This is a genomic window from Cryobacterium sp. Hz9, from assembly GCF_004402825.1.
Lineage (GTDB): Bacteria > Actinomycetota > Actinomycetes > Actinomycetales > Microbacteriaceae > Cryobacterium > Cryobacterium gelidum.
The window spans coordinates 1-13,757 of record NZ_SOFC01000027.1 but is presented as its reverse complement, the minus strand read 5'-3'; the positions used below and the strand labels follow the sequence as shown (position 1 = coordinate 13,757).

10 protein-coding genes and 1 pseudogene are annotated in these 13,757 nt (G+C 67.3%); 5 read left to right on the top strand and 6 right to left on the bottom strand.

Annotated features, from left to right (window positions below; genetic code table 11):
- Positions 1-52 precede the first annotated feature (52 nt).
- A complete protein-coding gene (locus E3N85_RS15955) occupies positions 53-847 on the bottom strand; it encodes a CPBP family intramembrane glutamic endopeptidase (protein ID WP_134464966.1) in 795 nt (264 codons plus the stop codon).
- A 96-nt stretch (positions 848-943) separates the two neighbouring features.
- Between E3N85_RS15955 and E3N85_RS15950 the strand changes: the two genes are divergently transcribed.
- Positions 944-2,110, top strand: coding sequence for a M20/M25/M40 family metallo-hydrolase (locus E3N85_RS15950; RefSeq protein WP_134464964.1), 1,167 nt, complete (start codon positions 944-946; stop codon positions 2,108-2,110).
- On the opposite strand, the gene E3N85_RS15945 is transcribed toward E3N85_RS15950, so the two are convergent.
- Entirely contained in the window at positions 2,097-2,555 is a 459-nt protein-coding gene (locus E3N85_RS15945; protein ID WP_134464962.1) for a pyridoxamine 5'-phosphate oxidase family protein, read from the bottom strand. The genes E3N85_RS15950 and E3N85_RS15945 overlap by 14 nt on opposite strands.
- 120 nt (positions 2,556-2,675) lie before the next feature.
- Positions 2,676-3,299 (bottom strand): YitT family protein, encoded by a 624-nt coding sequence (locus E3N85_RS15940; RefSeq protein ID WP_134464960.1) that lies wholly within the window; start codon positions 3,297-3,299, stop codon positions 2,676-2,678.
- Positions 3,300-3,362: 63 nt separating this feature from the next.
- Here E3N85_RS15940 and E3N85_RS15935 point away from each other — a divergent pair, with 63 nt between their 5' ends.
- Entirely contained in the window at positions 3,363-4,823 is a 1,461-nt protein-coding gene (locus E3N85_RS15935; protein ID WP_134464958.1) for a PLP-dependent aminotransferase family protein, read from the top strand.
- Positions 4,824-4,873: 50 nt separating this feature from the next.
- Positions 4,874-8,032, top strand: a complete 3,159-nt coding sequence (locus E3N85_RS15930) for an efflux RND transporter permease subunit (RefSeq protein WP_134464956.1) — start codon at positions 4,874-4,876, stop codon at positions 8,030-8,032.
- On the opposite strand, the gene E3N85_RS15925 is transcribed toward E3N85_RS15930, so the two are convergent.
- Both E3N85_RS15925 and hutH read right to left on the bottom strand, forming a co-directional pair.
- A complete protein-coding gene (locus E3N85_RS15925; protein ID WP_134464954.1) occupies positions 8,033-9,214 on the bottom strand; it encodes a M23 family metallopeptidase in 1,182 nt (393 codons plus the stop codon).
- Between the two features lie 742 nt (positions 9,215-9,956).
- Positions 9,957-11,552 (bottom strand): histidine ammonia-lyase, encoded by a 1,596-nt coding sequence (gene hutH / locus E3N85_RS15920; protein ID WP_134464952.1) that lies wholly within the window; start codon positions 11,550-11,552, stop codon positions 9,957-9,959.
- A gap of 98 nt (positions 11,553-11,650) precedes the next feature.
- Here hutH and E3N85_RS15915 point away from each other — a divergent pair, with 98 nt between their 5' ends.
- A complete protein-coding gene (locus tag E3N85_RS15915) occupies positions 11,651-12,418 on the top strand; it encodes an IclR family transcriptional regulator (protein WP_134464950.1) in 768 nt (255 codons plus the stop codon).
- Positions 12,419-12,514: 96 nt separating this feature from the next.
- On the opposite strand, the gene E3N85_RS15910 is transcribed toward E3N85_RS15915, so the two are convergent.
- Positions 12,515-12,976 (bottom strand): GNAT family N-acetyltransferase, encoded by a 462-nt coding sequence (locus tag E3N85_RS15910; protein WP_134464948.1) that lies wholly within the window; start codon positions 12,974-12,976, stop codon positions 12,515-12,517.
- Between the two features lie 260 nt (positions 12,977-13,236).
- Here E3N85_RS15910 and E3N85_RS16435 point away from each other — a divergent pair.
- Positions 13,237-13,757, top strand: a pseudogene (locus tag E3N85_RS16435) (ATP-dependent helicase); the annotation flags it as partial.

Sequence of the window (13,757 nt, the reverse complement as noted above, 5' to 3'; positions counted from 1 at the left end):
TCGCGTGTTATCAAAGACACGCTATATCGCGTTCTTGAGAGGGGCAAGGGTCTCAGTACAGAAAGATGGCCAGCCAGTCGCGTGTGTGGGCGTGCACGAGTACGAGAAACACTACGAGGTCGAAGAGCAGGTGCACGCAGACCACGTAGGTCAGCGACCGCGTGCGGGCAAAGGTGTAGCCCTGCAGCAGTGCGAACGGCACGGTCAGTAGCGGCCCCCACGACTGGTACCCGAGCTCCCACAGAAACGACGAGAAGATCACGGCCTGCAAAATGTTGGCCTGCCAGTCGGCAAAATGCCGGCGCAGGAGGGCGAAGGCGATGCAGATGAAGAATAATTCGTCCCAGATTCCCACGAAGCCCACGCCGACGAAGAGGCGGGCGATTTCATCGGGTGCGGTGACCGCTGGCCAGTTCTGGTAAGCGCCGGAGCCGATGAAATAGCTCGGCAGGATGAGGTAGCCGAGCAGCACGACCATGGGCAGGTAGGCGCGCTCGAGCCGGGTCCAGCGTTGCCCCGTGCGAATCGGAAATCGGATTGCGTGATCCTTGAAGTAATAGCGCGACAGCAGGTAGGGCACCAGCACCGACAGGCTCAACACCGTTCCCATGAGCGCAATGTTCGGATAGCTGATGTTCGCCTCGACCGAGATGGAGCTGATGATCAGCAGACCCACGGATAGCAGCAGCAGATCGCGAAACAGCGCCCGATTGACCATGAATGCGCCCATGAGAGCTGCGGCCAGCAGGAGATAGCCGGGCAGTGGCATCCGCAGCGCAAACAGCAGCACAGCGGAGGCGCTCACCAACGCCGCCGGAATCAGTCCCCATCGGGAAGTGGAACCCATGCTGCACCTTATCCAAAGCGGCTCCCGTCGCGGGCAATTGACAGACATCCGCGACAGCGATTCACCCGCTTCCGAGGCAGGGCCTAGATTCGAGGGATGACCCGTCTACCCTCTGAGACCGACCCCGTCGCGATTTTGCAGCAGCTCGTGCGCATCGATTCGGTCAACCCCGGCCTCGTGCCCAATGCAGCGGGTGAGGCCCCGATCGCCGCGTGGTGCCGTGATTGGCTGCTCGAGCAGGGTTTCGACGTCACAGTGCTCGAGCAGACTGCCGGGCGGCCCTCGGTGGTCGGCCTGAAGCGCGGCACCGGCATCGGCCGCTCGCTTATGCTCAACGGTCACCTCGATACGGTCGGCGTGGCGACCTACGCGGGCGATCCGTTCAGCGGCGATTTCCGTGACGGCCGGGTGTACGGGCGCGGGGCCATCGATACCAAGAGTGGGCTCGCGGCTATTCTCGTGGCGGCAGCGCGGGCATCCGCGCAGGGGCTGGCCGGGGATGTGATCGTCACGCTGGTCGCCGACGAAGAATTCGGGAGCATCGGCACCGAGGAGGTGCTGCGGAGCTTTCGGGCCGATGCCGCCCTCGTGATCGAGCCGAGCAGCCTCGAACTCACCATCGGCCACCGGGGATTCGCCTGGTTCGAACTCGAGCTGACCGGGCTCGCCGCGCACGGCTCGCAGCCCGAACTCGGCGTCGACGCCATCTGGCATGCCGGCCTCGTCTTACGCGCCCTCGACGGCCTGCGGCAACAGCTGAACGCGGCCCCGGCGCATGCCACGCTGGGCCACGGCGCCGTGCGGGTGTCGCAGATTGCCGGCGGCGACGACGCGGCCACGGTCGCGGCCCGCTGCGTACTCACCCTCGAACGACGGACGCTGCCCGGTCAGTCGCCCGAGAGCGTCGAGGCCGAACTGCGCGCCCTGTTCACCGAGCTGGAGCGCACCGAGCCCCAGTTTCAGTTCACACTGACCCGGCTGGTCGCGCGGGCGGCCTTTGCGGCCGAGCCGCACTGGCCGATCGTGCGTGCGCTGTCCGGCCATGCCGAACGAGTGCTCGGCCGCCCGGCGGCCACCCGCGGCGAACCGTTCTGGACCGACGCCGGTCTGATTCTCGAAGCCGGCATCCCCTGCGTCGTGTTCGGCGCCGATGGTGATGGCCTGCACGCCGATACCGAGTGGGCAGACGCCCAGTCGGTGCGGGCCCTTGCCGACATCCTCGAGGCCACCATCACCGAGTTCTGCGGCCCTACAGCCGGCTGATCCGTTCCCAGCCCCGCCCCGGGTGCCACGACTCGATCACCAGATGGGTGTTGTCGGGGTCGATGTAGGTGAGCACGACCTCGTGCAGCCGCAGGTCGAAGCTCGACGTGCCCGGCGGATCGGCTGACGTCGGCTCGGTGACGACCAGCGTCCCGGCCAGTTTTGCGTCACCGGCCCAGTCCGACGGCTGTCCGGCCGGCGGTTCCAAGGTCGGCGAGTGGATGGCGACACGTGGGTCTCGCAGCACATCATGCAGCTTGAGGGAATCGGGCATCATCCCCAGGGTGATGCGCTCGGGCTCGAAAACGAGCTCGGTGCCGCTGATCCGCGGGGAGCCGTCCCGCCGCAGGGAGGCCATCGTCTTGTTGGTGCCGGCGTCGAATCGTGCCCGCACCCGTGCCGCGAATTGCGGCGCATCCTGTTCCACTTCTCGCCACGTTGCCATGTCGTAAACGGTACTCCGGTGCGCCGATGCTCAGGCGTGACCCTGAGGGGGCGCAGTGTGTGCGCGAAGCGATGTTGTTCCACGCCGACCGCAACCGTGAGCCCACGCTTGAGCGGACCCTCAGACGGTCGCGGCGGGGGCGGGATCGGCCGCCCGGACCGCGCGTCCGGGGCGTTTGATCGCGAAGAACGGGATGGTGCGTTGGCAGAGCGGCCCGATCAGCACGGCGAACAGCACTGTGCCGATTCCCACGTTGCCGCCGAGGGCCCAGCCGATGCCGAGCACGGTGACTTCGATGCCCGTGCGCACGATCCAGATCTTCCAGCCGGTGCGCTTGTGCAGGCCGGTCATCAGGCCGTCGCGGGGACCGGGCCCGAAGTGCGACCCGATGTAGAGGCCGGTGGCGACCGCAATCAGCAGCAGCCCTGCGGCGAAGAGCAGAATGCGTGCCCACAGGTCGAGATCAGCGGGAATGAGCCACAGGCCAACATCGGCTGACGGGCCCACGAGCAACGCGTTCAGCACCGTGCCAGCACCGGGCTTCTGCCGGATGGGGATCCACAGCAGCAGCACGACCCCGCTCAGCAGAATCGTGATCAGCCCGAAGCCCAGGTGCGTGTGGTTGTCGATGCCCTGGGTCAGCACGTCCCAGGGGGCTACGCCAATGCCGCCGCGAACAATCAGGGCAATGCCGATGCCGTAGAGGAAGAGGCCAATAAGCAGTTGCGTGATTCGACGGGTCATAGTTGCCCATCCAATTGCATAACTGGCCTGTTATCAAGTAGCCAATCTGACTAGGGTGGCCTCATGAGCGACAACCATGTCAGTGCGCGAGCGCTGGACACACTGTTGGGACAGTGGCGCGGCGGAGCGAGCGCCTATCTTGCCTTGAGCGATCGCATCCGCTTGCTGACCCTCGACGGACGGATCCCCACCGACAGCCGCCTGCCGGCCGAGCGCGATTTGAGCCTGCGCCTCGGCGTGAGCCGCACCACCGTCACAGCGGCCTATCGCCAGCTGCGCGACGCGGGCTACCTGCGCAGCGTGCGCGGGTCGGGCAGCGTCGTTCGGTTGCCGGGGGCGACGGTGGCGGCCTCCGCGGGCACGGCCGACGACATCCTGGATTTCAGCAAGGCTACGATGCCGGCACTGCCCGGGCTGGCGGATGCCGCGGCGCACGCCGTCGCCGAGCTGCCGCGGCACCTCGGCGACGCCGGTTTCGACCCGGTGGGTATTCCCGAACTGCGGGCGGCCATCGCCGACCGCTATACCGTTCGCGGGCTGCCGACCGCGCCCGAGCAGATCATGGTGACGCTCGGCGCCCAGCACGCCATCGCCCTGCTGGCCCGCGTGCTCATCGGACGCGGGGACCGCGTCCTGATCGAGACACCCACCTACCCGCACGCAGCCGAGGCGCTGCGCGCGGCCGGTGGCCGCCTGGTAGCCGTGAACGTGTCGGCGGGTGGGCCGGACGAAGACCCGGCTGCCCGCGGCTGGGACGAGACCACCCTGCTGCAGACGCTGCAGCGCAGCAGCCCCGTGGTCGGCTACCTCATGCCCGATTTTCACAATCCCACCGGTCAGAGCATGCCGGCCGAGCAGCGTGCGCGGGTGGCCGCCGCCGCCGCGGACTCGTGCACGACACTCGTCATCGACGAGACCATCGCCGAGCTCGCCATCGACCGGGAAGGCGAGTTTCCGCCCTTCGCGGCCTGCACCGACGCCCGGTCCGCTCCGCGTGTCGTCAGTGTCGGTTCGGTGGGCAAGACCGTGTGGGGCGGCATCCGCATCGGCTGGATCCGAACCGAACCGGCGCTCATTCACAAACTCGTGGCCGCCCGCTGTGCCAACGACCTTGGCACGCCCATTCTCGAACAACTCATCGTGACGCGGCTGCTCGCCGAGATGCCCAGCGTCCTGGACGGGCGCCGGGAGCTATTGCGCGTTGGACGCGACCATTTGGAGCGCCGACTCGCCGACACTTTCCCGGATTGGCAGGTGCCGCATGTCGACGGTGGAATCACCACCTGGGTCAACCTCGGCGCTCCGGTGAGCTCGCAGCTCGCGCTCGCCGCGCGCAGCTACGGCCTGCTCGTGCCGGCCGGTCCACGCTTCGGCATCGACGGCGCTTTCGAGCGGTTCCTGCGACTGCCGTTTTCGCACTCCGTCGACGACACCAACCGAGCCGTCGACGCTCTGGACGCCGCCTGGGGGTCGCTGCTGCGGCATCCGTTTGTCGATACCGGCTACCTGGCCGAAGTGGTCTGACCCACCCGACCGCTGGCCGGGCGGTCTGCGTGCACTGGCATAATGAACTGGTGCATTTTCTCGCGGTAGTGAGCATGAAGAATCGGGCGCTGATCGCCCTCATCACCATTGTGGCGGCCGTGTTCGGCAGCCTCGCCCTGACCGGACTCAAGCAGGAGCTGATTCCGTCACTGCAGCTGCCGCAGCTGCTCGTGTCGACGAGCTACCCGGGTGCTTCGCCACAGGTCGTCAACGACAACGTGTCGACCCCGATCGAAACCGCCATTCAGGGCCTCGCCGGCCTCGAATCGACATCGACGACCAGCACCACCGACTCCTCGCTCGTGAGCGCCACCTTCACCTACGGCACCGACCTGGTCAAGGCTGAATCCCGCATCGACCAGGCCATCAACCGCATCCGGAACGTGCTGCCGGCTGACGTCGACCCGCAGGTGATCAGCGGCAGCATCGACGACTTTCCGGTGATCTCGCTCGCGGTCGCTTCGAGCGACACTGTGACGCTCGCCGATCAGCTCAAACGCAGCGTGCTCGGCGACATTCGCGACGTGGCGGGCGTGCGTGATGCCGCCCTGGCCGGAGATATCGGCCGTAGGGTCACGATCACACCCAATGTCGACGAGCTCGCCGCGCGCGGCCTCAGCGCTTCGAACATCACGTCGGCGCTACAGCAGAATGGGTCGCTGATACCGGCCGGCGCGATCACCGAGAACGACACAACTTTGTCGGTGCAGGCCGGCGGGAAGCTCGGCTCGGTCGACGACATCGCCGCGTTGCCGCTCGTAGCGAGCTCGACCGCGTTCTCCGGCGGCGCAGCGGATGCCCCGGCCACAACGATCGGCGATGTCGCCACGGTAGCCCTCGTGGAGAACCCGGTCACGAGCATTTCCCGGGTGAACGGCGAGCCCGCCCTCACTATCGCCGTCACCAAGGTGCCGGCCGCGAACACGGTTGACGTGTCCAGGGGGGTGCGCGCGATCCTGCCGCAACTCGAGGCGGCCGTCGCTCCCGCTACGTTCACGGTCGTATTCGACCAGGCGCCGTTCATTCAGCAGTCGATCGACGCGCTCACCCAGGAAGGCCTGCTGGGCCTCGGCTTCGCGGTGCTCGTGATTTTGTTGTTCCTGCTTTCGGTGCGGGCCACGCTCGTCACGGCGATCTCGATTCCCACCTCGGTGCTCATCACCTTCATCGGCTTGCAAAGCGTGGGATATTCACTCAACATCCTCACCCTAGGAGCCCTCACAATAGCCATCGGCCGGGTCGTCGACGACTCGATCGTGGTCATCGAGAACATCAAACGGCATCTCGTTACGGGATCGGACCGCGCCGCGACGATCGTCTTCGCCGTTCGTGAAGTGGCCGGGGCCATCACGGCGTCGACCGTCACGACGGTCACCGTATTTCTACCGATCTCCTTCGTCGGCGGCTCGACCGGCGAGCTGTTTCGGCCGTTTGCGCTCACCGTGACGATCGCGCTCCTGGCCTCCCTGCTCGTCTCGCTCACCATCGTTCCCGTGCTCGCGTACTGGTTTTTGCGGGCGCCCAAGGTTGTGGCCGGCCTCGATGGCGTCTCCCCGCGTGAGTCGGCCGCAGAATCGGCGATCGTGCCCCGCGGGCCCGATGCCGCGGTGGTAGCCGGCGCGGGGGCGACCGGTGAGAACCCGGGGCGGCTGCAACAGAGCTACCTGCCGATCATTCGCTTCACCCTCAAGCATGCCGTTGCGACGCTGCTGCTCGCGGTACTCGTGCTCGGCGGAACGGCCGCGCTCGTGCCGTTCATGAAGGTGAACTTTCTGGGGTCGACCGGGCAAAACACGTTCCGGGTGACGCAAACGCTACCGGTCGGCAGCAGCCTGGCCACAAGGGATGCGGCTTCTACTGCGGTGGAGACGGCGCTGCGGAACCTCGAGGGCATCGACATCGTGCAGCTGTCGATTGGTGGCGGCAGCGCGGCGAGCGCGTTCCGTGGTGGGACACCCAGCTCGAGCGCTGTGACCTACTCGATCACGACCGCCGACGGTGCCAACGCCGATGCGGTACAAAACGAAGCGCGCACGACGCTCACCGACCTCACCGATGTAGGTGAGATTTCGGTGGCAGCGGCAAGCGGGTTCGGAGCCTCCTCCGACATCGCCGTCGACATCACGGCGGCAACGGATGCCGACCTCCAGTCTGCGACGACGTCCATTCTCAGCGCTGTACAGAATCTGAGCGCCATCAAGGAGAGCGCCAGCACCCTTGCCGTGTCGCTGCCGTACCTGGCTGTCACGGTGAACCGGTCGGCGGCGGCCGCGGCGGGTCTCAGCGAGCTTGCCCTCGGAACCCTCGTCGCGCAGGCCATGCAGCCCAGTTCGATCGGGTCGATCGTGATCGATGAGACCAAACTGACCGTGTATCTGTCGGCGGAGTCGCCACCGACGACATCCGCTGCTCTCGCGGCACTGCAGATTCCCACGCGTACCGGATCAGTGGCCCTCTCGACTCTCGCGACCGTTGAACAGGTGGATGGTCCGAGCACGCTCACCACGGCGAAGGGACTGCGCACGGCGACCGTCTCGGCCACGCCCGCCAGTGACGACCTGGGCGCGGCGAACGCGCAGCTGAGCCAGGTGCTCGTCGACACGGCGCTGCCGACCGGGGCCACCGCGACGCTCGGCGGCGTCAGTGCTGACCAGGCAGAGGCTTTTGCGCAGCTCGGAGTGGCGATGCTCGTGGCCATCCTTATCGTGTACATCGTGATGGTGGCGACGTTCCGCTCATTGCTGCAGCCACTACTACTGCTCGTGTCGGTGCCGTTCGCGGCGACCGGGGCAATCGCGCTGCAGGTGGCGACCGGCATTCCACTCGGGGTGCCGTCACTCATCGGTGTGCTCATGCTGATTGGAATCGTGGTCACCAACGCGATCGTGCTGGTCGACCTGGTCAACCAGTACCGGCGACGCGGTCTGTCGGTGCCCGACGCCCTCGTCGCCGGTGCGAGCCGCCGGTTGCGGCCCATTTTGATGACGGCGCTCGCCACGATTTTTGCTCTGCTGCCGATGGCGGTCGGCCTCACCGGCCACGGCGGTTTCATCTCGCAGCCGCTGGCTCTCGTTGTCATCGGCGGGCTGGTCTCGTCGACGGTTTTGACGCTGATCGTGCTTCCGGTGCTCTATCTGCTGGTCGAGGGCACCCGTGAGCGACGTGCCGCGCGTCGGGCTGCTGCGTAGTCAGTTGCCGAGGTCGACTCCGCGATTCAAGAAGAACGGTTGGGGGTTGACGCGCACGCCGTCGACTCGAACCTCGATGTGTGTGTGACAGCCGGTGGACAGACCGGTACTGCCGACGCTGGCAATTTGTTGACCGGCGGCGACGTGATCGCCGACAGCGACCAGGGTGTCGCCGGCGGCGAGGTGGGCATAGCCCGTCTCAACTCCCGCACCGTGATCGATGAGGATCCAGTTGCCGTAGCTGCCGAGGGCGCTGGCCGCCCGCACGATTCCGGCGGTGGCAGCGAGGACGGGGGATTTGCAGCTCGCCCCAATGTCGGTGCCGAAGTGGAAGGCGCCGACGCCGGGGATCGGACGGACCGGGCGCGGCCCGTAGGCATCCGATATTGCACCGTGTGCCGGGTTGGCCCAGCCCTGATCACTGAGCTGGCCGACGTCGGCGAGAGTGATCGGGCGCACGCCGAGTGCGGCGAGGGTTGCGGCGGCGGTCGCAGCCTGCGAGGCTGCGGTGACCAGCGCCAGTCCTGCGGCCTCGAAGTCGCTTGTGGCCGCGTCGAGTGTCGCCTGGCTGGCGTCGACGGATGCCGTGCTCGCGGCCGTGCGCGTCTCGGCGTCTTGCTGATTCAGCTTGACCGCTCGCGCCGTGTCGGCCTGGGCGCGAGCCTGGATCGTCTGGATGTTTTCGGTGACGTGGTTCAGCTGGTCGAGCGTGCTGAGCTGGTCGAGCATGTTGCTGAGTGAATGCCCGCCGAGAAAGACGTCGGCGACGACGGCGCCGCTTTGTTGCTGGGCTAGCTTGCGCGCGAGTGCGGCGAAGCTGCGGGTGGACGCGGCGGCGGTCTTGGAAGCTTCAACGGCCAGCCGGTGCACGAGGGAGACACGACCCTGCGCCGTTACCTGGCTCGCCCGCCTTGATTCCAAGTCGACGTGCGCGGTGTTGAGCACGGCTTGCGCGGATTGCGAGCGGGTGAGAGCATTCGCCAGCGCTGCGCTTCGTTCCACGGACAGTTTTTGAGCGGTTGCACGGTTAGCGGCAACGCGCGCGGCGGCGGCCAGCTGCGCCTTGAGGGCCTGTGCGGCTGCTGCGCGGGCATTACCCGACTTCTGGGCCGACGCCTGAGCCGCTGCTTGGGCGGCTGCCTCTGCCGCGGCCCGCGCGACGCCATCGGTGGGCGTGGACATGACCGGGTTCGGGCCTGTGGATAGCCCGGGAGTCTCGCTCGTCGGTGGGATGGGGCCGTCGGTCGGTTCTGGGGCGGGTTTCACTGTCGGTGTCGGTGTGACTGTAGGTTCCGACGTGGGTGTGGGTGTGAGCAGNGGGTGTGGGTGTGAGCAGGATCGGGGGTTCGGGTGTGGGTGTGAGCAGGATCGGGGGTTCGGGTGTGGGTGTGAGCAGGATCGGGGGTTCGGGTGTGGGTGTGAGCAGGATCGGGGGTTCGGGTTCGGGTGTGGGTGTGAGCTGAGCCGGGGGCGTGGGCTGAGCGGGGGATTCCGGTGTGGAGCCGCCGCTCGGTGGCAACGCGGGTTGCGGCGTTGGCGTTGGTTCGGGGGAGGGGTCCGGTACCGCTTCTGGGGTCGTGCTGGTGATCGGCGTCGGCGTGGAGGGGGAGCGGGTGGGCGCGTCGTCGGCGCTCGCCGTGATCGGTGCGCCGAACAGAACGAGTGCCGTGATGACGACCGCCGCCAGCCAGCCATCGCGGCCTTTCGGTGCTCGATGCTCGCCACTTCGATGCTGCGGTTTCGCTCGCCCGATCCGCAGGATGCGACGGCGGTTTTCGGGGAGCACCATTGCGAGACCTTTTCCATTCGGGTAATGGATGCACGTGGCTCGGGCGGGCCAGCGTGGCGCAAGTATGGCACGGCACCGGTGTGCCCACAACAGGGTGAATTCGTTGTTCAAGGTCACTACAAGGTCGGTCGAGCGTCACACCAAATCGATGGCCGCAGCACCGCGCACCGCGCCCGACGCGACGAGAGCGACGACCCCCTCGATTTCAGGGGAGAGAAAGCGGTCGTGCCCGGGGCCGGCGGCTACGGTGCGCACCAGATCGCGAACCGCTGCGGTCGCCACGGCGGGGGTGAGTGGCGCGCGCAGATCGAGCGATCGTGCGGCGGTCATGATTTCGATTGCGAGCACCCGGCCGAGCCCGTCAAGCGAGCGGCGCAGCTTGCGGGCGGCGTGCCAGCCCATCGACACGTGGTCCTCCTGCATCGCAGAGGAGGGGATCGAATCAACGGATGCCGGCGCGGCGAGACGCTTGAGCTCCGACACGATGCCGGCCGCCGTGTACTGCGCGATCATGAGCCCGGAGTCCACGCCCACTTCGTGCGCGAGAAACGGTGGCAGGCCCTTGCTTCGGCTGGCATCGAGGTGGCGGTCGGTGCGTCGCTCACTCATGCTCGCGACATCCGCCGACGCTATGGCGAGAAAGTCGAGCACGTAGCCGAGTGGGGCGCCGTGGAAGTTGCCGTTCGAGCAGACGCGTCCGTCAACGGTGACGACCGGGTTGTCGATGGCGCTGGCCAGTTCGCGACCGGCCACGAGGGCGGCGTGGGCGGCAGTGTCCCGAGCGGCGCCGTGTACCTGCGGGGCGCAACGCAACGAGTAGGCGTCCTGCACCGACGTGTCTTCCGGGCCGGCGTGGCTCGCGAGCAGGGCGGAGCCGTGCAACAGCCGGCGTAGGTTCGCGGCGCTGTCGGCCTGGCCGAGCTGGGGCCGCAGCTGCTGCAGATCGGCCGCGAAGGCGGCATCCGTTCCGAGTAGGGCTTCAACGCTCATCGCCGCAGCGATGTCGGCGGTGGTGAGCAGGCGGGCCAGGTCATCGAGGGCGAGCACGAGCATGCCGAGCATGCCGTCGGTGCCGTTGATCAGGGCGAGGCCCTCCTTTTCGGCGAGTACGACGGGCGTGATGCCGGCAGCGGAGAGGGCGTCGCCTCCGCCGAGCAGGGTGCCGGTCGCATCGCGCGCGCGGCCCTCGCCCATCACGACGAGGGCGCAGTGCGCGAGCGGGGCGAGGTCGCCGGAGCAGCCAAGCGATCCGTATTCGTGCACGACCGGGGTGATCTGCGCGTTCAGCACGGCGGCGTAGGTCTCGGCGGTGGCCGGCCGCACGCCGGTGCGTCCGGTCATCAGGGTGCTCAGCCGTAACAGCATGAGGGCGCGTATGACCTCGCGTTCCACCTCGGGACCACTGCCGGCGGCGTGTGAGCGCACCAGGCTCGATTGCAGGTGGGCGCGCCGGTCGGGGCTGATGAACGTTGTCGCGAGGGCGCCGAACCCGGTAGAGATACCGTAGTGCGGCTCGGTATCGGCCGCGAGGGCCTCGATGATCGCGCGGGTCGCGGCGACCTCCGTCAGGCTCACCGGGTCGAGAGTGACCCGCGCGTTGTGCCGAGCGACGGCGATCACATCGGTAAACGAAAGCGCGGCGGTTCCAACGACGACGCTCGCTGTGACAGCGGATGCCCCGCTCCCGTTGTGTGCGGAGGTGGGGGTGCTCGGGGAGGTCGTGATGGTCATGCTTCGATTGCACACCCTCGCGGTGCGCGGCGACAGGGTGAGACAAAGGCCGGTGTCTGGTATACCGGACATAAGCATCCGCTCTGAAAGGAACAGCGATGGCGTCGAAGGTTCCGGCAGCATGGAGCACCCTGCGGGTTCTCACGCATCTCGCCGCCCAGCGCGGTCCGATTCCGGCGGCCGCCCTGGCGAGCGCCCTCGACCTGCCGCGGTCAACCGTCTACCAGTTGCTCGACGTGCTCATGGCCCAGGGGTTCGTCGTGCACCTGCCCGAGGAACACCGCTACGGGCTCGGCGTCGCCGCCTTCGAGCTGAGCTCCGGGTTCAGTCACCAGGAACCGCTTTCCAGGCTCGGCCGCCCTCTGATTGCCCAGCTCGTCGACCGGTTGGGGGAGAGTGCTCATCTCGTGGTGTTGCACGGGCGTGACGTCATCTACCTCGTGGAGGAACGCGCCGCGCATCGCCCCTCCCTCGTCTCCGACGTCGGGGTGCGGTTGCCCGCGCACCTCACGGCCAGCGGACGCGCCCTGCTTGCGGCGCTGCCCGCAGCCCAATTGCGCGCGCTTTATCCGACCCCGGCGGCCCTCGAACAACGCGACGGCCGGGGTCCGCGCACAAAGCTCGAGCTGCGGGCGGTACTCGATCGCGTCAGAACGGATACCTACGCCACCGAAGACGGTGAGATCACGCCCGGTATCGCCTCGGTCGCGCTCGCCGTGCGCGACCATGCCGGCTGGCCGGCCGCCGCGATCGCCGTGACGTTCGCGCACGACCGGTTCGACGAGGCCCACTGGCCAGAGATTGCCCAGGTTGTGGCGGCGACCGCCGCAGAACTGTCCCGCCGGATCGGCGGTCGGCTGCGCTGAGGCGCGGCCGGGCCCCGCCGCGCCTCGCGGCACTCTTTCGCGAAGGGGGCGCTCGTTCCTCGGGGTGCCCACTACTCGAGTGAGTGCCGCGAGCGGTTACAGGCTTTTAGCGAAGCAGACGCTGAGTTCTTCGCCGACATAGGGGCCGAACAACTCGATCTGCTCGTAGCCGCGTCCACGGTACAGCGCCATCGCCGCGTGTTGCAGCGTGCCGGTTTCCAACGCGAGAGAGCGGATGCCGCGGCCAGCGGCATCCGCTTCGATGCGGTCGAGCAGGCGGCCGGCTACACCGCGGCCCCGAGCCTCTGTGTGTACGAATAGTCGTTTCAATTCAGCGCGGGTATCCGGGCCGAGCGGAACGAGAGCGGCCATGCCGCAGGTCACCCCGTCTTGGTCGCGAGCCACGTACACGTCGACGCCGGGACGTTCGAGTTCGTCGGTGCTGAGCAGAAACGTGTTCTCCACTGGGTACAAGGAGTGCGCAAAGACGGTGCCGGCGGCGAGAAGCGCTTCAACGTCGGCCTGGCGTGGCGGCTCAATACTGATCGAAATCGTCATGAGACCAGAATAGAGCGAGACAACCTGCACCCTTTTGCGTGACTTTTCAGCACGCATCGGGTAGCGTGTACAAGTCGGCTCTTGACACCGTGCTGTGCGCGGATGGGTTTGTAAGTCAAGTTGGGCCGGTTTCCCAGTAATCCGCTGGTGAAAAATCACTGTATGTGAACGGCCCCGGCCATAGACTGCCCGGGTTCTCAGTTACGTCGCATGTGCGATGTTGTTCTGCCATGTACTGAACACAACCCAGAAATGTTTTTATGCCTCAAGGCAATTCGCACAACCCCGCCGCCGGTCGCGGCGGCAAGAACTTCGATCCCAAGTACGCCTCCAAGGGCGGATCGGGCCACGGCGGTTCCAACAACGCCGGCAGCAAGAGCCCCGGACACCGCGGATACCGCGCGGACGAGGGTGCCCCCAAGAAGCAGCGTTGGAACGCCGACGAGCGCGCCGCGCGCTCGAACGAGCGTCCGTCCAACGAACGCCCGGCCTATGGCTCGCGTTCCGTTCGCCCCGAAAACGGTGGCCGCACCAACAGCGAGCGCAACGAGCGTCCGGCCTACAACAACGACCGTCCGGCCCGCACCGAGCGCCCCTCCTACGGCGACCGCAGCAGTGCTCCCCGCACCGAGCGTCCGTCCTACGGCGACCGTGCGCCGCGCACCGACCGTCCCTCCTACGGCGACCGCAGCAGTGCTCCCCGCACCGAGCGTCCGTCCTATGGTGATCGTGCGCCGCGCACCGATCGTCCGGCCTACAACAATGACCGTCCGGCCCGCAC

What these genes read in the sequence shown, in the direction of transcription:
- E3N85_RS15955 (WP_134464966.1), bottom strand. Translation starts at nt 847, where the DNA reads ATGGGTTCCACTTCCCGATGGGGACTGATTCCGGCGGCGTTGGTGAGC.
- E3N85_RS15950 (WP_134464964.1), top strand. Translation starts at nt 944, where the DNA reads ATGACCCGTCTACCCTCTGAGACCGACCCCGTCGCGATTTTGCAGCAG.
- E3N85_RS15945 (WP_134464962.1), bottom strand. Translation starts at nt 2,555, where the DNA reads ATGGCAACGTGGCGAGAAGTGGAACAGGATGCGCCGCAATTCGCGGCA.
- E3N85_RS15940 (WP_134464960.1), bottom strand. Translation starts at nt 3,299, where the DNA reads ATGACCCGTCGAATCACGCAACTGCTTATTGGCCTCTTCCTCTACGGC.
- E3N85_RS15935 (WP_134464958.1), top strand. Translation starts at nt 3,363, where the DNA reads ATGAGCGACAACCATGTCAGTGCGCGAGCGCTGGACACACTGTTGGGA.
- E3N85_RS15925 (WP_134464954.1), bottom strand. Translation starts at nt 9,214, where the DNA reads ATGTCCACGCCCACCGATGGCGTCGCGCGGGCCGCGGCAGAGGCAGCC.
- hutH (WP_134464952.1), bottom strand. Translation starts at nt 11,552, where the DNA reads ATGACCATCACGACCTCCCCGAGCACCCCCACCTCCGCACACAACGGG.
- E3N85_RS15915 (WP_134464950.1), top strand. Translation starts at nt 11,651, where the DNA reads ATGGCGTCGAAGGTTCCGGCAGCATGGAGCACCCTGCGGGTTCTCACG.
- E3N85_RS15910 (WP_134464948.1), bottom strand. Translation starts at nt 12,976, where the DNA reads ATGACGATTTCGATCAGTATTGAGCCGCCACGCCAGGCCGACGTTGAA.